This is a genomic window from Streptomyces sp. NPDC050806 (assembly GCF_055586425.1).
Genome location: NZ_JBVJIF010000006.1, coordinates 507,185 through 523,452, shown reverse-complemented (window position 1 = coordinate 523,452; position 16,268 = coordinate 507,185). Strand labels below are relative to the sequence as shown.

Below are 16,268 nucleotides of genomic sequence, written 5' to 3'. Positions count from 1 at the left end.
CGTGCGCAGCGTAACTTAACTGCACAGACAGCAGCCCGCGTACGAACCGTCCGAGGGGTCCCGTGACCGTCCACCCAGTCCTTCAGCCCTCCATCGACGCCTGGACGCACTCCATCGAAGCAATATCCGAGCTGGTGACACCGCTCGTGGAAGGGGAGTGGAATCGCGCCACCGAATGCCCCGGCTGGTCGGTGCGGGACGTCGTGTCCCATCTCATCGGCCTGGACTGCGAGGCGCTGGGCGATCCGCGCCCCATCCACTCGCTGCCGCGCGATCTCTACCACGTACGCAGCGAGTTCGCGCGGTACATGGAAATGCAGGTCGACGTCCGACGGCACCACACCGGCCCCGAGATGACGGCCGAGCTGGAGTACACGATCATCCGCAGGGCCCGGCAGCTGCGCAACGAGACGCGGGAGCCGGACGCCACCGTCCGCGGCCCCCAGGGCAAGGAGCAGACGCTCGAACACGCGCTGAAGGTGCGGGCGTTCGACACCTGGGCGCACGAGCAGGACATCCGGCGGGCGCTGGGACAGCCCGGCAACCTCGACTCCCCCGGCGCCCACCTCACGCGCGACTTCCTCATACCCTCGCTCGGCAAGGTCGTGGCCGAGGGCACCGGCGCCCCGGCCGGCACCGCCGTGGTGATCGACGTGACCGGCCCGGTGGAGTTCATGCGGACGGTACGGGTCGACGCTGAGGGCCGCGGCTCGGTCGACGGCAGCGTCTCACTGGGCCCGGCGGTGACGCTCACCACCGACTGGGAGACCTACGTACGGCTGGCGTGCGGCCGGGTGCGGCCCGCCGCCGTCGCCGACCAGATCAAGATCGACGGCGACCGGGCGCTGGGCGAGGCGGTGCTGGACCACTTCGCGGTGACGCCGTAGCGGCCGTAGCGCGGGCGTCGCGGGAGACGGAAGAAGCGGGCGGGCCCGCCACCGTGGAGCACGGCGGCGGGCCCTCGTACGTACCCGGGAGGCGCGCGCCGTGTGAGTGCGCGCCGGACGGTCACACCGGTACGTGCACCGCCTCCACCCGGCTGGCGACGGTCCGCTCGCTCTCCCGGCGCGCCGCCCGCTTGCGCAGCCGCAGGATCTGGCTGAGGCCGAGCGCCTCCAGGACGAACACCGTCACGAAGGCGATGCGGTAGTTGTCGCCCGTGGCGTCCAGCAGGACGCCGACCGCGAGCAGGGTCGTCATCGAGGCGATGAAGCCGCCCATGTTGACGATGCCGGAGGCGGTGCCCTGGCGCTCCGGCGGGTTCGCCGGGCGGGCGAAGTCGAAGCCGATCATCGAGGCGGGGCCGCAGGTCCCGAGCACGAGGCAGGTGACGACCAGCAGCGCCATCGGCGCGTGTCCGGGCCAGCACAGCATGGCCGCCCAGAGCGTCGCCGTGGCGGCGACGGTGCCGAGCGCGAGCGGCAGCCGGGCCGCGTGGTGGCGGGCGATGATCTGCCCGTAGACCAGCCCGGAGGCCATGTTCGAGACCACGATGAGCGTCAGCAGGCCGCCGGCCGCGGTCTCGGTCAGGCCCTCCGCCTCGACCAGGAACGGCATCCCCCACAGCAGCAGGAAGAACATCGCGGGGAACTGGGTGGTGAAGTGCACCCACATGCCGAGCCGGGTGCCGGGCTCCCGCCAGCACTGGGATATCTGCCGCCGTACGTAACCGCCGCCGGCGGCCGGCTTGCTCGTGGGCACGGGGGCGAACCCCTCGGGGTGGTCCTTCAGGAAGAGCAGGACCAGCGCGATGACCACGATGCCGCAGACGGCGCTGCCCGCGAAGGTCGGCGTCCAGCCGAGGGTGTCCAGCAGGCGGGCGAGGACCAGGGTGGAGACGAGGTTGCCGGACATCCCGATCAGCGCGGCGACCTGCGCGATCAGCGGACCGCGGCGGGCCGGGAACCAGCGGGTGCCCAGCCGCAGCACGCTGATGAACGTCATCGCGTCGCCGCAGCCCAGCAGCCCGCGGGAGACGAGCGCCATGACGTACGAGCTGGAGAGCGCGAAGCCGAGCTGGCCCACGGTGTAGAGCGTCGCGCCGAGGATCAGGACCTTCTTCGGGCCCATCTTGTCGACCATCAGGCCGACGGGTATCTGCATGCCGGCGTAGACCAGCAGCTGGAGGATGGAGAAGGTGGACAGCGCCGAGGCGTTGATGTGGAAGCGCTCGGCGGCGTCCAGTCCCGCGACGCCGAGGCTGGTGCGGTAGATGATCGCGACGAAGTAGACCGCGACGCCGATGCCCCAGACCCACACGGCCTTCCGGCCGCCGGGCGGATCACCGGGCAGCGCGACCGGGGCGCTCTGTGCGGTGGTCATCGCACGTCCCCCTGGGCAAGGTTCCGCACCCAGCTGACGTGCCGGTGCACGGCGGCGGTCGCCGCCTCCGGATCACCGGCCCGCAGCGCTTCGAGGATCTCGGAGTGCTCGGCGATGTTCTTGGCGATCCGGTCCGGGTGCGCGTGCATCACCGCGACGCCCATCCGCAGCTGGCGGTCGCGCAGCTGCTCGTAAAGCCGGTCCAGGATCCGGTTGCCCGCGCTGCGCACGATCGCGGCGTGGAAGCAGCGGTCGGTGACCGAGACGGCGGCCAGGTCACCGGCGTCGACCTGCTCCCGCATGGTCGCCAGCAGCGTCTCCAGCTCCTCGATCAGCGCGGCGGGCGCGGGCACGGCCTTGCGCGCCGCGTGCTCCTCGACCAGCAGCCGGGTCTCCACGACGTCCGCGATCTCCTGGGCGGAGACCGGCAGGACCATCGCGCCCTTCTTCGGGTAGAGCTTGATCAGCCCTTCGACCTCCAGCCGCAGCAGCGCCTCCCGTACCGGGGTCCGGGACACGCCCACGGCCTCGGCGAGCTCGCCCTCGGTGAGGAGCATGCCGCCCTCGTAGCGGCGCTCCAGGACGCCCTGCTTGACGTGCGCGTACACCCGGTCGGCGGCTGGTGGCTGCTTGACGGGGGCTTTCTCCGGGGGCGGCGTGAGAGCTGAAGCTGATGGCATGAGCACAGGATAGATACAACAGGTATACGTCTGTGGAATGCGTCCATCATCCGGACGGAGGCGGTACCGGGGGACGGCAAAGCTGCGTACGCCAACTACTCACACCCCACCTACGCTCCATGAGCAGAGCGCCACGATTCCGTGTCCACCCCGTGACGCCCGGTGATCGAGATGGGGTGCATCCGCATGTCCGTCAGGAAGAACCTCGCCGTGGACCGGACGGCGCTCGGCCACAAGGTCCGCTACGCCCTGGGCCACCCGGGGCGGATACCGCCGTACGTCCGGCGGGCCGCCAGGGACCGCTGGCTGGCCCTCCACCACCCCGACCACGTGAGCTACTACCGCGCGGTCATGGCGTCCGACACCCGGCGCGACCCCGAGGGCGCGGTCGGCAGCCAAACCCACGACCGCTGGGTCGCGCTCGGCGCGATGCAATTCGACTACCTGCGGGAACACGGCCTCACCCGGCAGTCGCGGATGCTCGACATCGGCTGCGGCAACCTCCGCGCCGGGTGGCGCTTCATCGAGTACCTCGACGCCGGGAACTACTACGGCATCGACATCTCCCCCGACATCCTCATCGCGGCGAAGCGCACGCTGACGGACCAGGGGCTCCAGGCGAAGCTGCCGCACCTGACGCTGACCAGGGACCTCACGCTGGACTTCCTGCCCGAGGCGCACTTCGACGTCGTGCACGCGCACAGCGTCTTCTCGCACTCGCCGGTCGAGGTCATCGACGAATGCCTGGCACACGTGGGGCGGGTGCTCGCCCCCGGCGGCTTCTTCGACTTCACCTTCGACCGCACCACGGGCACCGAACACCAGGTGCTGCGCGAGGACTTCTACTACCGCACCGAGACCCTCACCGGCCTCGCCGCGCGGCACGGCCTCATGGCCGACTTCATGGACGACTGGGAGACCCGCGGCCACGGCCAGTCCAAGATCCGCGTCACCGCGGGCTGATCTCCCGGCCCGGCTACCGGAGCCCGCCCGCCTCGGTGAGCCGGTGTACGACCTGGCGGAACGCCGGGGCGCACACCCCGAAGTCCTCCGCGTTGTGCCAGGCGACCTCGGCGATCTCGCGGCCCGGTACCGGATCCACCGTCGCCGGACCGCCCGTGAAGCAGGTCATCCGGAGGCGGCGGCCCGCGCGGCCGTGCGCCACGTCGTCGACGGTGAAGGCCTCGGTCAGCTCGCTCGCCGGGATACGTACGCCGACCTCCTCGGCCAGCTCGCGGGAGAGCGCCTCCGCGGCCGTCTCACCGGGCTCGTACTTGCCGCCGGGGAGGTAGAAGGTGTCGTTGCCGCGGGTACGGACGCTCAGCAGCCGGCCGTCGCGGACGTGCAGCCAGGCGACGGACTTCAGGGGCGGGAGGCCGTCCGGGCCGACGTCAGCAGCGCTCTGTGTATCGGTCATGGCAGCGACCGTAGGCAGGGCGGCGCGGCGACACCAATTCCTTTTCGCCGACGCCGCCCTGCCGAGCCGCTGTGCTGCTGTGCTGCGGGCTACGCCCAGGTGATCAGGCGCTTGGGGCGCTCCAGTATCGCCGCGGTGTCCGCGAGGACCTTGGAGCCCAGCTCGCCGTCGACCAGCCGGTGGTCGAAGGAGAGCGCCAGCGTCGTCACCTGACGCGGCTTGACCTTGCCCTTGTGGACCCAGGGCTGCTCCTTGACCGCGCCGAAGGCGAGGATCGCGGATTCTCCGGGGTTCAGGATGGGCGTACCGGTGTCGACGCCGAAGACGCCGACGTTGGTGATGGTGACCGTGCCGCCCGCCATGTCCGCCGGGGAGGTCTTGCCCTCCCTGGCCGTGGCGACCAGCTCACCGAGGGACTCGGCCAGCTGCGGCAGCGTCTTGGCGCCGGCGTCCTTGATGTTCGGGACGATCAGACCGCGCGGAGTGGCGGCCGCGATGCCCAGGTTCACGTAGTCCTTCTGGACGATCTCCTGGTTCTCCTCGTCCCAGGAGGCGTTGACCTCCGGGTGGCGCTTGATGGCGACCAGGAAGGCCTTGGCGACCAGGAGGAGCGGGTTGACGCGGACGCCCGCCATGTCGGGGTCCTGCTTCAGCTCCTGCACGAGCTTCATCGTGCGGGTCACGTCGACGGTGATGAACTCCGTGACGTGCGGCGCGGTGAACGCCGACTGCACCATCGCCTGGGCGGTGGCCTTGCGTACGCCCTTGACCGGCACCCGGGTCTCGCGCGCCGCGGCCACGGTCTCGGGGGCCGGCGCGGGCACGGCGGGGGCCGGCGCCACGTCGAACTCCGGTGCCGACGCCGGCGTGGGCGCGGGCGCTGCCGCCGCGTGCACGTCCTCGCGGGTGATGATCCCGTCGGGGCCGCTGGGGACGACCGTGGCCAGGTCGATGCCGAGATCCTTGGCCAGCTTGCGCACCGGCGGCTTGGCCAGCGGGCGGCCGTCGGTCACGGGCTCGGCCGCGGCGGGTGTTTCACGTGAAACCGGCTCGGGGGCCGGCTCCGGCGCGGCGTGGCCGTTCAGCTCCGCCTGGACGGCGGCTTGAGCGCCGTTCACGGCAGCGGTGTTGGGCTGCGCCTTCCGCGCCCGTCGCTTCGTCGAGGACGGCGCGGCGCCGTAGCCCACCAGGACGGCCTTGCGGCCCTCCTCGCCGCCCTCGCCGCCCTCGGCGGCCGGCTCGGCGGGCTCCGGCGCGGCCGCCGGAGCCTCGGCGGGACCCGCGCCCGGGTCGGTGTCCACGGCGATGATGACCGTGCCGACGTCGACCGTGGTGCCCTCGCCGAACCGCAGCTGGTGCACCACCCCGTCGTACGGGATGGGAAGTTCGACGGCCGCCTTGGCGGTCTCGACCTCGCAGACGACCTGCCCGTCGGCGACGGTGTCGCCCTCGGCGACGAACCACTTGAGGATCTCGGCCTCGGTGAGCCCCTCGCCCACGTCGGGCATCTTGAACTCGCGGAAGCGCTGATCGGTTGCAGTCATGGTCACGACTCTCCTCAAGCCCCTCAGTACGCCAGCGACCGGTCGACCGCGTCGAGCACCCGGTCCAGGTTCGGAAGGTACTCGTCCTCCAGCCGGGACGGCGGATAGGGGGCGTGGTAGCCGCCCACCCGCAGCACCGGCGCCTCCAGGTGGTAGAAGCACCGCTCCGTGATGCGCGCGGCGATCTCCGCGCCGGAGCCGAGGAAGACCGGCGCCTCGTGCACGACGACCAGGCGGCGGGTCTTCTCGACGGAGGACTGGAGCGTGTCGAAGTCGATCGGGGAGAGCGAGCGCAGGTCGACGACCTCGACCGACTTGCCTTCCTCGGCGGCGACCTGGGCGACGTCCTGGCAGACCTTGACCATCGGGCCGTACGCGGCGAGCGTCAGGTCGCTGCCCTCACGGGCCACCCGGGCCTTGTGCAGCGGGTGCGGGATGGCTTCGGTGTCCAGCGCGGACTTGTCGTGATAGCGGCGCTTGGGCTCGAAGTAGATGACCGGGTCGTTGCCGGCGATGGCCTGCTGGAGCATCCAGTAGGCGTCCGAGGAGTTCGAAGGCGTGATCACCTTCAGGCCCGCGACGTGCGCGAACAGCGCCTCGGGGGACTCGGAGTGGTGCTCGACGGCGCCGATCGCACCGCCGTAGGGGATGCGGATGACGATCGGCAGCTTGATCTTGCCGAGCGCGCGGGCGTGCATCTTGGCGAGCTGCGTGACGATCTGGTCGTACGCGGGGAAGACGAACCCGTCGAACTGGATCTCCAGGACCGGGCGGTAGCCGCGCAGGGCCATGCCGATCGCGGTGCCCACGATGCCGGACTCGGCGAGCGGGGTGTCGATCACCCGGTCCTCGCCGAAGTCCTTCTGCAGGCCGTCGGTGACCCGGAAGACGCCGCCGAGCTTGCCCACGTCCTCGCCCATGACGAGGACCTTGGGGTCGGCCTCCATGGCCGTGCGCAGCGATTCGTTGATCGCCTTGGCGATGGTGATCTTCTCGAAGACGGCCATGTCAGTTCTCCTCCGCGAACGAGGCCTGGTACGCGGCGAACTGGGCGCGCTCCTCGTCGACGAGCGCGTGCCCGTCGGCGTAGATGTGCTCGAACATCGCCATGTCGTCGGGGTTCGGCATGGTGCGGACCGCGTCCCGCACCCGCTTGCCGAGCGCCTCGTCCTCCTTCTCGACCGACGCGAAGAACGCCTCGTCGGCGATGCCCTCGGCCTCCAGGTACCGGCGGAGCCGCAGGATCGGGTCCTTGGCCTCCCACGCCAGCAGCTCGTCGTTGCCGCGGTAGCGCGTCGGGTCGTCGGAGGTGGTGTGGGCGCCCATGCGGTAGGTGTACGCCTCGACCAGCATCGGCCCCTGGCCGGTACGGGCGCGGTCCAGGGCCGCCTTGGTGACGGCGAGGACGGCGAGCACGTCGTTGCCGTCGACCCGTACGCCGGGGAAGCCGTAGCCGCGGGCGCGCTGGAAGAGCGGCACCCGGGTCTGCTTCTCGGTCGGCTCGGAGATCGCCCACTGGTTGTTCTGGCAGAAGAACACCACGGGGGCGTTGTAGACGGCCGCGAAGGTGAAGGATTCCGCGACGTCACCCTGGCTGGACGCGCCGTCACCGAAATAGGCGATGACGGCGGAGTCGGCGCCGTCCTTCTGGACGCCCATGGCGTAGCCCGTCGCGTGCAGCGTCTGGGAGCCGATCACGATCGTGTACAGGTGGAAGTTGTTGCTGTTCGGGTCCCAGCCGCCGTGGTTCACGCCGCGGAACATGCCCAGCAGGTTCGTCGGGTCCACCCCGCGGCACCAGGCGACGCCGTGCTCGCGGTAGGTGGGGAAGACGTAGTCGTCGTCGCGCAGGGCACGTCCCGAGCCGATCTGCGCGGCCTCCTGGCCCAGCAGCGAGGGCCACAGGCCCAGCTCGCCCTGGCGCTGCAGGGTGGTCGCCTCGGCGTCGAACTTCCGCGTCAGCACCATGTCGCGGTACAGGCCGCGCAGCTCGTCGGCGGACAGGTCGATCCCGTACTCGGGGTGCTCGACGCGCTCCCCTTCGGGGGTCAGCAGCTGGACGAACTGGTCCGGGTCCTGCTCCGCCGAAGCCGGTGCGCCGGCGGCCGGGCCGGTGCCGGCCTTGCCCGCCTTGGCCTTCGCCGCGGTCCCGCCCGGCGCTTTCTTCGCGGTGGTGCGCTTGCCGCTACTGCGCGTAGTTTTCCGTGCGGCAGTGCTGTCCACGGTCACGTGCTGCTCCTCCGTCTGTCCGGCCCCCGGGGTCCGCCGGTGGCCGTATTGCGGCTCACCCGGTATCCGATACGGCGCACGGGGTGTGTGCGAACGCGGTCAGGCCCGGGTGGAACAAAACTGCCCCGGACGTGGCCTGCCCATGCACGTTACCCATTTCCCGAGCCTAAGCGAAAACGGCCCTGACCTGCGATTTTGCTTGGATTTCCAAGTAAATCGCGAAGGGTGGGAACAACTCCTGGTCACAGCGTCGCAGGCCGCCGGGACAACGGCACGTTATATCGCCGGACCGGAGCACGGGAAGGGTTCGTGTGTGAGACTGAGGCCGTGCACGAAGACGGAAAAATCACGGTATTCCTGCTCGACGATCATGAGGTCGTCCGGCGTGGCGTTCACGACATGCTCACGGTCGAGAGCGACATCGAGGTGGTCGGCGAGGCCGGTACCGCCGCAGACGCCCTGGTCAGGATCCCTGCGACGCGTCCCGACGTGGCCGTGCTGGACGTCCGGCTGCCGGACGGCAGCGGCGTCGAGGTGTGCCGGGAGGTCCGGTCGCAGAACGAGGACATCAAGTGCCTGATGCTCACGTCTTTCGCCGATGACGAGGCACTTTTTGACGCGATCATGGCCGGTGCCTCCGGGTATGTGCTCAAGGCGATCCGCGGCAACGAACTGCTCTCGGCCGTCCGGGACGTGGCGGCCGGCAAGTCCCTGCTGGACCCGGTGGCCACGCAGCGCGTCCTGGAACGGCTGCGGGACGGCGGCGCCAAGGGCGACGACCGGCTGGCGAACCTCACCGAACAGGAACGGCGGATCCTCGATCTGATCGGCGAGGGACTGACCAATCGGGCCATCGGAGAACGGCTGCATCTCGCCGAGAAAACCATCAAGAATTACGTCTCCAGCCTGCTCGCCAAACTCGGCATGGAACGCCGTTCCCAGGCCGCCGCATACGTCGCCAGAATGCAGGCGGAAGGCCGCTGAACGACATCACCCGACGGTGATTGCCGTCTATTCGACGAGCTGACCTGCGGAATCATCCATTTCGGGACCAACGTCCCGGCGGCACGGGGGCGGCCGCCCCTACAGCCGTGCCCGCAACGCCGGGCAGGGTGGTTCTCATGCCCGACGAATTCCGCGCACTGGAGCTGCTCGGCCGTACGCCCTACGGCCGGGTCTCGGCCAGCCTGCGGGCGCTGCCCTTCACGACGATCGCCCGGCACGTGGTGACCGAGGAGCGACGGCTGCTGCTGCGCCTGCACCGCGGCTACGGCTACCACCGCGCCCTCGACGGCAGCGTGGTCTCGTACCAGGCGGACAACGTCACCGACGGCGAGCCCGAGACCTGGGCCGTCCAGTTCACCGGCACGGCCGGCGTCATCCGCCCGGAGCCGGCCGACCACGACGCCTTCGGGCGCACCCCGGCGCTCGCCGACGGCGAGCCGTTCGACCCGGTCTTCCTGCACATCGAACCGGTCTTCGCGAAGGTGCACACGCTGACCGATGTACCGCTCTTCCGGTACGCCCATTCAGGCTGACCGATAGCCGACCGGTCCGGGAATCCGGCCCGATCGAAGTGATCTAACATCTGACGGGTGCTCCGCTCATCTGCGGTCCGGACGGCAACGGCGCCCGACGGACACACCCTCGGCTCCCTGCTGCGCCGCTACGAAGGCGCCGGGGAGCCGCTGACGTGCGAGCCGGTCGCCGAGGGCCTGCTCAACCACGGCTACCGGCTGACCACCACGCGCGGCCTGTTCTTCCTCAAGCACCACCTCGACGCCGACCACGGCGCCCTGGTCCGGCAGCACCGCGCCACCCGCCTGCTGGGCGCCATGGGCCTGCCCGTCGCGCCGCCCGTGCGCGCCGCCGACGGCCGCACCGTCGCCGTCCTCGACGACCGCTGCTACGCCCTGCACCCGTGGGTCGAGGGCCGCCACCTGGACGGCGCGGCCCTCACCCCCACCCAGTGCCACCGGCTCGGCACGCTGCTCGGCCGGGTGCACGTGGCCCTCTCCCAGGTCATGCCCGAGGCGCCGCCGCAGCCGGGCCAGGAGAGCGCCGACCCCGCCGCCACCTTCGTGGGCATCGACGAGCTGCTGGCACTGGCCCGGGACGCCCGCCCGCACGACAGCTTCGACGCGCTCGCCGAGCACCGGCTCCTGGAACGCCGCGCCCTGCTGGCCGCGCACGCCCACCACCGCCCGGCACGGGCGGCCCCGGCGGGCTGGGTGCACGGCGACTTCCACCCCCTGAACCTGCTCTACCGGGGCGCCGAGCCGGCCGCGATCGTCGACTGGGACCGGCTGGCGGTCGCGCCGCGCGCCGAGGAGACCGTACGGGCCGCCGCGATCTTCTTCGTACGGCCCTCGGGCAGCCTGGACCTGGCGAAGGTGGCGGCGTACGCGCGTGCCTACCGGCGTGCCTCGGGCGTCGGCCCGGACGAGCTGGCGGCCGCCGTGCACCGCGTCTGGTGGGAACGCCTGAACGACTTCTGGATGCTGGACTGGCGGTACCGGCTGGGCGACCGGCGCGCCGACGGCCTCTTCCCGCCCGCGGCGGCGCTGGCGGTGTGGTGGACGGACGAGTACGCGGCGGTCCGGCAGGCGTTCACGGGCTGAGGGCAGCGGCCGGTCCCGGCCCGCTACGCGAACGAGCGAGGCACCATGCCGGTGCCTCGCTCGTTCAGGTCAGATGCCGGACCGGCTCACTCGCCGCCGTCGTCGTCCGCCGGCGGCGGGATGATCGGCGACGAGTCGTCGGTCGGCTCCGTCGTCGGCGCGGTCGGCTCGTCCGTCGGCTCGCCCGTGTCGGTCGCCGTGGGGGTCGGGTCGTCGGTCGGCTCGTTCGTCGTCGGCTGGGTGTTCGTCGGCGTCGGGTTGCCGGTCTCGGTCGGCGTCTGGGTGTAGTCACCGGTGTTGCCGCCCGTACCGCCGGGCAGCGTCGCCTCCGTCGTCGGGTCCTCGGACGGCGGCTCGCTGGTCTTCTCGTCCTTGCTCTCCGTCGCCGTGGGCGTCGGCTTCGGGTTCTTGTCGGGCTTGTCGTCGCCGGTGTTCTGCAGCGCGAAGACGACGCCCGCCACGACGGCGATCAGCGCGAGCGCGGCGATCAGCCAGATCTTGCCGCGGCCGCCGCCCTTGGAACCACGCGGGCCGCCCTCGTAACCGCCGTCGTCGTCCCGCATCCCCTGCGGGAGGATCGGCTGCGCGGCCGTCGCGCCGTGCGCCGGGTGCGGCATGGCCGTCGTGGCCGCCACGCCCATGGCGGGCGTCGAGCCGCCCTCGTGCACGGCGACCGGCCCGGTGCTCCAGGTACCGGTGTGGCCGCCCTGCTCGTGCAGCATCTGGAGGGCGTACTGGACCAGGCCGCGCATCTCCTCGGCGGTCTGGAACCGGTCGTCCGGGTCCTTCGCCAGCGCGCGCATGACCAGCCCGTCCAGCTCCGGCGGCACCTCGTCGGAGACCTCCGACGGCACCTTCGGCATGTCCTGCACGTGCTGGTACACCACGGACAGCGGCGTCTCGCCGACGAAGGGCGGGCGCAGCGCGAGCAGTTCGTACAGCAGGCAGCCGGTCGCGTACAGGTCGGAGCGGGTGTCGACGGTCTTGCCGAGCGCCTGCTCCGGCGACAGGTACTGCGGCGTGCCCATGACCATGCCGGTCTGGGTCATCGTGTTCGACGCGCCGTGCAGGGCGCGCGCGATGCCGAAGTCCATCACCTTGACCGCGCCGCTGTTCGTGATGATCACGTTGGCGGGCTTGATGTCGCGGTGCACGATGCCGTGCTGGTGGCTGTAGGCCAGCGCCTCCAGCACCCCGGAGACGATGATCAGCGCCTGGTCCGGCGGCGGCGCGTCGGCGTTGAGCAGCAGATCGCGGATGGTGTGGCCCTCGACCAGCTCCATCACGATGTACGGGATGGTGTTGCCGCCGACCAGGTCCTCGCCGGAGTCGTACACGGCGACCACGGCGTGGTGGTTCAGGCCCGCGACGGACTGCGCCTCACGGGTGAAGCGGGCCTTGGAGACCGGATCCTCCGCGAGGTCGGAGCGCAGCAGCTTCACCGCGACCGTACGGCCCAGCCGTACGTCCTCGGCCGCGAACACCTCCGCCATGCCGCCTCGGCCCAGACGGCGCGTCAGGCGGTAGCGCCCGTCACCGACCAGACCGCCGTTGCCCCACATCTCCGGTGCGTCGGGGATATTGGAGCCGGTGGCTTCAGGATCGGACGGGCCCTGGGGGCTCTGCGTCTGTGCCATCGGTCCTCGCCGTCGAATCGATCCGCGTGAACGCGGTAATAAGTCTCGGTCTTCGCAAGAGCACGCTACAGGCTCCGCGGGGCGCACCGGTTTTGTGAGGGACCGGCCATCAAAGCGTGCACCGCTCACATGTCGCAAGTTCACTACGAGTGACCCTTTTGCCCTCCCGATGCTGACAGAGTCGTGACGAGTTTCTGACACGCTCGCGACAACCCGCCCGCGTGTTCCTGGCAGGCTCCTGACACACGGCACGTCCGTGCGGGGTTGTTGCCCATCTGGTCACGGAACGGGCACGCGGCTTGACTGGCCGGAGGCCTGAGGCACACTTGGCTGCGGAATTCCAGAACCTGGCCCGCCGGTCGCATACCGGTCCCGGCCAGCAACAGAACAGCCCGACCAGTGCCGCGTACGGGTCAGTGCGGGCAGTGCGCCGAGGGGGAAACGGAAAGATGAGCCAGGACGGCGCACAGGGCCATGGCGCGGGCCGTGCGGTGGGGCGGGGACGCTACCAGCTCCGTGATCTTCTCGGCGCCGGCGGCATGGCCTCCGTGCACCTCGCGTACGACAGCGTGCTGGACCGCGAGGTCGCGATCAAGACGCTGCACACCGAGCTCGGCCGCGAGCAGGCCTTCCGCGAGCGCTTCCGCCGCGAGGCCCAGTCCGTGGCGAAGCTGTCGCACACCAACATCGTCTCGGTCTTCGACTCCGGCGAGGACGAGCTCGACGGCGGCATGACGCCGTACATCGTCATGGAGTACGTCTCCGGACAGCCGCTGCGCTCGGTGCTGGACGCCGACATCGCGCAGTTCGGCGCCATGCCCACCGACAAGGCGCTCAAGGTCACCGCCGATGTGCTGGCGGCCCTGGAGGTCAGCCACGAGATGGGCCTGGTCCACCGGGACATCAAGCCCGGCAACGTCATGATGACCAAGCGCAACGTCGTGAAGGTCATGGACTTCGGCATCGCCCGCGCCATGCAGTCCGGCGTCACCTCGATGACCCAGACCGGCATGGTCGTCGGCACCCCTCAGTACCTCTCGCCCGAGCAGGCCCTGGGCCGCGGCGTGGACGCCCGCTCCGACCTGTACTCCGTCGGCATCATGCTCTTCGAGCTGCTGACCGGGCAGCTGCCCTTCGACGCGGACTCGCCGCTGGCCATCGCGTACGCGCACGTGCAGGAGGAGCCTCCGGTGCCCTCCAGCATCAACCGCTCGGTGCCGCCGGCGGTGGACGCGCTGGTCGCCCGGGCGCTGAAGAAGAACCCCAACGAGCGCTTCCCGACCGCCCAGGCGATGCAGGACGAGTGCCTGCGCATCGCCCAGGCCGGGCAGTCCGGCGCCTCGCCGGTGATCGTCGGCGGCCACGGCCCGCGCACCAGCGGCGCCTCGGTGGCCTCCGCGGTCTTCCCCTCGGCGACCGGCACCCCGGGTACGGGTACGCCGAACGTGCAGAACCCTTACACCCCGCCGCCCGCGAGCGGCCAGTTCGGCGGCTTCGGCCCGTCCACCCCGCCGCCGCCGAGCCACGCGTACCAGACGCCGGCCCCCGGCCCGTACAACGGCGGCATGCAGACTCCGCCGCCGTACACCATCGCGCCGCAGGGCGGCGGGCAGCAGGGCGGCGGCAAGAGCAACAAGCCGGTGCTCATCGGCTCCGCCGTGGTCGCCCTGATAGCGGTCGTCGCCGTGGTCATGGTCATCGCGCTCAGCGGCGGCGACCCGGACCGGCCCGGCCCCCAGGCCAACGGCAGCGCATCCCCGCAGCCCGCCGCCTCCGCCACCGAGGACTCCGCGAACAAGGTCCAGCCCGAGCAGAAGGACCGGATCGTCGAGGCGAAGGAGTGCACGGAAGCGGTCAAGAGCTTCGACGACAAGTCGAAGATCATGATGCCGAACTTCTACAGCAAGAACCTCGCTTCGGTGAAGAACTGCATGCAGAAGGCCGGTTGGCAGTGGGACATCACGTACGAGAACAGCGAACCGATGTGGGGCAAGAACGCCGTCATCCGGCAGACGCCGAGCGAGAACGACAGCTACGACCCCAAGGGTGACCAGAAGATCCAGCTCGTCGTCTCGACGGGCAAGGCCGGCTGACGCCGGAGCCCGACGCACCTGCACCGAGGGGCCCTTCGCGCACACCGCGCGCAGGGCCCCTCGGTGCAGGTGGGATCAGAGGTACGGGCCGGAGCGGGCGCCGCCGCGGCCGGGGTGCTGCAGGTCGTCGTCCTCGGCGGGTACGGCGCCGGGCGGGAGGGCGCGGCGCATCTGCTCCAACTGGGCGCGGGCGGCCATCTGCTGGGCGAACAGCGCGGTCTGGATGCCGTGGAACAGGCCTTCCAGCCAGCCGACCAACTGAGCCTGCGCGATGCGCAGTTCGGCCTCGGTGGGCACGGAGTCGTCGGTGAACGGCAGGGACAGCCGCTCCAGCTCCTCCACCAGCTCGGGGGCCAGCCCGTCCTCCAGCTCCTTCACGGAGCCGGCGTGGATCTCCTTGAGACGGACCCGGCTCGCCTCGTCGAGCGGGGCGGCCTTCACCTCTTCCAGCAGCTGCTTGATCATGCTGCCGATGCGCATGACCTTCGCCGGCTGTTCGACCATCTCCGTCACCGGAACCTCGCGTGGCTCGTCGTCGCCGTCTCCGCCACCGGAGCCGCCTGCGCTGCCGAGAGCCATGCCGTCCGGGCCGACAACCAGGACGTGCGGGCTCTCCTGCGACCGTTCGTTCATCGGCATATCCATGCCGCCATTCTCTCGTACATGCACTTAAGAACAGTTGTGCCCCGGCGAACTATTGATCCACCCTCGTCCGGCGGGGCAGTCTCCGTACTTCCGTGCACATCCATGGACATCGCGCAAGTTGGCCAGCCTTTTAGGTGTTCTTTCTCTCTTTCCTGAGATGCCGTAATTGTCGGCTCATGTGAACCTGAAGTCGTCACTCGAGGCTCGGCACGGGAGGGCACGGCGTGGGTTCAGGACTCCGCTCACTCATCGCCGCCGGACTGCTGACGGCAACCACGCTGTTCCCCGCCGTTCCCGCGGCCGCCGTTGCCGCCGGAGCGCCACCCGGCCAGTCGCACGAGACACGGCCCGGCGATCTGCCGCAACCACAGCCGCAGATCACCGACGGGCGGTCGGCCGCCGGCCGGCTCCCGAGCGCCCCCTCCACCGGCCGCGGAACGGCCCCGGGCGCACCGGCCGACCCGACCGCCGAGGACACGACGGGTGACGGCTCCGCAGGCCGGTCGCAGGGCCCCGGCTCCTCCTCCTTGCCCTCCGGGTCGTCGGCGGCGCCGACAGGACCGGGGCAGAGCCCCTCGCCGTCCTCGACCGCCTCCGGCCCGAGCCCGTCCGCGAGCACAGGCTCGGACACCCCGTCACCCACTCGGACCGCACCGAGCCACTCGGCCTCCGACAGCCCGCCCAGCCGCCCGGGCTCCCCGGCCCGGACCAGCGGATCGCCCCCGGCCGGCACCGAAGGGACCAGCGGACTCGGCACGCCCCAGGACTCCGGCTCCGGCGCGGCGGTGCAGAGCCCCGGTACGTCCGACCGGCCGTCCGGCGAACGGCCCGGCAGCCCGCACCCGCCCTTGTCGCCGCACGGCCAGGGGATGCACAACTGGCAGTCGCTGAGCCCGCCGGAGGGCTCGCCGGCCACCGGGCCCACGGCGACCGGCCGCGAGTCCTCCGGCGCCCTCCGCCCGCCCTACGCCGCCGAACGGGCCGCCCGGGTCGCCCGCGTCCTGCCCTTCGGCGCGGGGCTCGCGCTCACGGGCCTGGGGCTGGCGTTCATCGGGCTCCGGCTGCGCCGGCGGTGAGGGG

Annotated in this window: 15 protein-coding genes; 7 read left to right on the top strand and 8 right to left on the bottom strand. The window is 71.1% G+C overall.

The window, feature by feature from the left end:
• Positions 1-62 precede the first annotated feature (62 nt).
• A complete protein-coding gene (locus ACZ6WH_RS21685) occupies positions 63-887 on the top strand; it encodes a maleylpyruvate isomerase family mycothiol-dependent enzyme (protein WP_469729955.1) in 825 nt (274 codons plus the stop codon).
• A gap of 121 nt (positions 888-1,008) precedes the next feature.
• Here the strand turns inward: ACZ6WH_RS21685 and ACZ6WH_RS21680 are convergent, their stop codons facing one another.
• Together ACZ6WH_RS21680 and ACZ6WH_RS21675 are read right to left on the bottom strand one after the other, a co-directional pair.
• Positions 1,009-2,322, bottom strand: a complete 1,314-nt coding sequence (locus tag ACZ6WH_RS21680) for an MFS transporter (protein ID WP_432856720.1) — start codon at positions 2,320-2,322, stop codon at positions 1,009-1,011.
• The gene (locus ACZ6WH_RS21675) at positions 2,319-3,002 is read right to left on the bottom strand and encodes a GntR family transcriptional regulator (RefSeq protein ID WP_432856723.1); all 684 of its coding nucleotides are present in this window, start codon (positions 3,000-3,002) and stop codon (positions 2,319-2,321) included. Before ACZ6WH_RS21675 ends, ACZ6WH_RS21680 begins: the two co-directional genes overlap by 4 nt.
• 186 nt (positions 3,003-3,188) lie before the next feature.
• On the opposite strand from ACZ6WH_RS21675, the gene ACZ6WH_RS21670 reads away from it, so the two are divergent.
• On the top strand, positions 3,189-3,965 hold the full coding sequence (locus ACZ6WH_RS21670; protein WP_469729954.1) for a class I SAM-dependent methyltransferase: 777 nt from the start codon (positions 3,189-3,191) through the stop codon (positions 3,963-3,965).
• Positions 3,966-3,978: 13 nt separating this feature from the next.
• On the opposite strand, the gene ACZ6WH_RS21665 is transcribed toward ACZ6WH_RS21670, so the two are convergent.
• The 4 genes from ACZ6WH_RS21665 to pdhA form a co-directional block, all read right to left on the bottom strand.
• Complete coding sequence (locus ACZ6WH_RS21665) at positions 3,979-4,419, bottom strand: NUDIX hydrolase (RefSeq protein ID WP_469729953.1); 441 nt, start codon at positions 4,417-4,419, stop codon at positions 3,979-3,981.
• 89 nt (positions 4,420-4,508) lie between these two features.
• Positions 4,509-5,963 carry a dihydrolipoamide acetyltransferase family protein gene (locus ACZ6WH_RS21660; RefSeq protein WP_469729952.1) on the bottom strand — a complete coding sequence of 485 codons (1,455 nt, stop codon included), beginning with the start codon at positions 5,961-5,963 and terminating at the stop codon, positions 4,509-4,511.
• Positions 5,964-5,986: 23 nt separating this feature from the next.
• On the bottom strand, positions 5,987-6,970 hold the full coding sequence (locus tag ACZ6WH_RS21655; RefSeq protein ID WP_432856735.1) for an alpha-ketoacid dehydrogenase subunit beta: 984 nt from the start codon (positions 6,968-6,970) through the stop codon (positions 5,987-5,989).
• 1 nt (position 6,971) lies between these two features.
• Positions 6,972-8,192, bottom strand: a complete 1,221-nt coding sequence (gene pdhA, locus ACZ6WH_RS21650) for a pyruvate dehydrogenase (acetyl-transferring) E1 component subunit alpha (RefSeq protein WP_469729951.1) — start codon at positions 8,190-8,192, stop codon at positions 6,972-6,974.
• Between the two features lie 327 nt (positions 8,193-8,519).
• Here pdhA and ACZ6WH_RS21645 point away from each other — a divergent pair, with 327 nt between their 5' ends.
• The 3 genes from ACZ6WH_RS21645 to ACZ6WH_RS21635 all read left to right on the top strand — a co-directional run bounded on the left by ACZ6WH_RS21645 (position 8,520) and on the right by ACZ6WH_RS21635 (position 10,813).
• Positions 8,520-9,176 (top strand): response regulator, encoded by a 657-nt coding sequence (locus ACZ6WH_RS21645; protein WP_432864502.1) that lies wholly within the window; start codon positions 8,520-8,522, stop codon positions 9,174-9,176.
• Between the two features lie 137 nt (positions 9,177-9,313).
• A complete protein-coding gene (locus ACZ6WH_RS21640; protein WP_432856741.1) occupies positions 9,314-9,730 on the top strand; it encodes a pyridoxamine 5'-phosphate oxidase family protein in 417 nt (138 codons plus the stop codon).
• A 57-nt stretch (positions 9,731-9,787) separates the two neighbouring features.
• Complete coding sequence (locus ACZ6WH_RS21635) at positions 9,788-10,813, top strand: phosphotransferase (protein WP_469729950.1); 1,026 nt, start codon at positions 9,788-9,790, stop codon at positions 10,811-10,813.
• Between the two features lie 86 nt (positions 10,814-10,899).
• On the opposite strand, the gene ACZ6WH_RS21630 is transcribed toward ACZ6WH_RS21635, so the two are convergent.
• Positions 10,900-12,450, bottom strand: coding sequence for a protein kinase domain-containing protein (locus ACZ6WH_RS21630; RefSeq protein WP_432856746.1), 1,551 nt, complete (start codon positions 12,448-12,450; stop codon positions 10,900-10,902).
• A 449-nt stretch (positions 12,451-12,899) separates the two neighbouring features.
• On the opposite strand from ACZ6WH_RS21630, the gene ACZ6WH_RS21625 reads away from it, so the two are divergent.
• Entirely contained in the window at positions 12,900-14,543 is a 1,644-nt protein-coding gene (locus tag ACZ6WH_RS21625; RefSeq protein WP_432856749.1) for a Stk1 family PASTA domain-containing Ser/Thr kinase, read from the top strand.
• A gap of 75 nt (positions 14,544-14,618) precedes the next feature.
• Here ACZ6WH_RS21625 and ACZ6WH_RS21620 read toward each other — a convergent pair whose 3' ends face one another.
• Positions 14,619-15,188 carry a bacterial proteasome activator family protein gene (locus ACZ6WH_RS21620; RefSeq protein WP_432856752.1) on the bottom strand — a complete coding sequence of 190 codons (570 nt, stop codon included), beginning with the start codon at positions 15,186-15,188 and terminating at the stop codon, positions 14,619-14,621.
• 224 nt (positions 15,189-15,412) lie between these two features.
• Between ACZ6WH_RS21620 and ACZ6WH_RS21615 the strand changes: the two genes are divergently transcribed.
• Positions 15,413-16,264, top strand: a complete 852-nt coding sequence (locus ACZ6WH_RS21615) for a hypothetical protein (protein ID WP_469729949.1) — start codon at positions 15,413-15,415, stop codon at positions 16,262-16,264.
• Positions 16,265-16,268 lie beyond the last annotated feature (4 nt).

Coding starts and splice junctions, on each gene's coding strand:
- ACZ6WH_RS21680 (WP_432856720.1), bottom strand. CDS start 2,322: ATGACCACCGCACAGAGCGCCCCGGTCGCGCTGCCCGGTGATCCGCCC.
- ACZ6WH_RS21675 (WP_432856723.1), bottom strand. CDS start 3,002: ATGCCATCAGCTTCAGCTCTCACGCCGCCCCCGGAGAAAGCCCCCGTC.
- ACZ6WH_RS21670 (WP_469729954.1), top strand. CDS start 3,189: ATGTCCGTCAGGAAGAACCTCGCCGTGGACCGGACGGCGCTCGGCCAC.
- ACZ6WH_RS21665 (WP_469729953.1), bottom strand. CDS start 4,419: ATGACCGATACACAGAGCGCTGCTGACGTCGGCCCGGACGGCCTCCCG.
- ACZ6WH_RS21660 (WP_469729952.1), bottom strand. CDS start 5,963: ATGACTGCAACCGATCAGCGCTTCCGCGAGTTCAAGATGCCCGACGTG.
- ACZ6WH_RS21655 (WP_432856735.1), bottom strand. CDS start 6,970: ATGGCCGTCTTCGAGAAGATCACCATCGCCAAGGCGATCAACGAATCG.
- ACZ6WH_RS21640 (WP_432856741.1), top strand. CDS start 9,314: ATGCCCGACGAATTCCGCGCACTGGAGCTGCTCGGCCGTACGCCCTAC.
- ACZ6WH_RS21630 (WP_432856746.1), bottom strand. CDS start 12,450: ATGGCACAGACGCAGAGCCCCCAGGGCCCGTCCGATCCTGAAGCCACC.
- ACZ6WH_RS21625 (WP_432856749.1), top strand. CDS start 12,900: ATGAGCCAGGACGGCGCACAGGGCCATGGCGCGGGCCGTGCGGTGGGG.
- ACZ6WH_RS21620 (WP_432856752.1), bottom strand. CDS start 15,188: ATGGATATGCCGATGAACGAACGGTCGCAGGAGAGCCCGCACGTCCTG.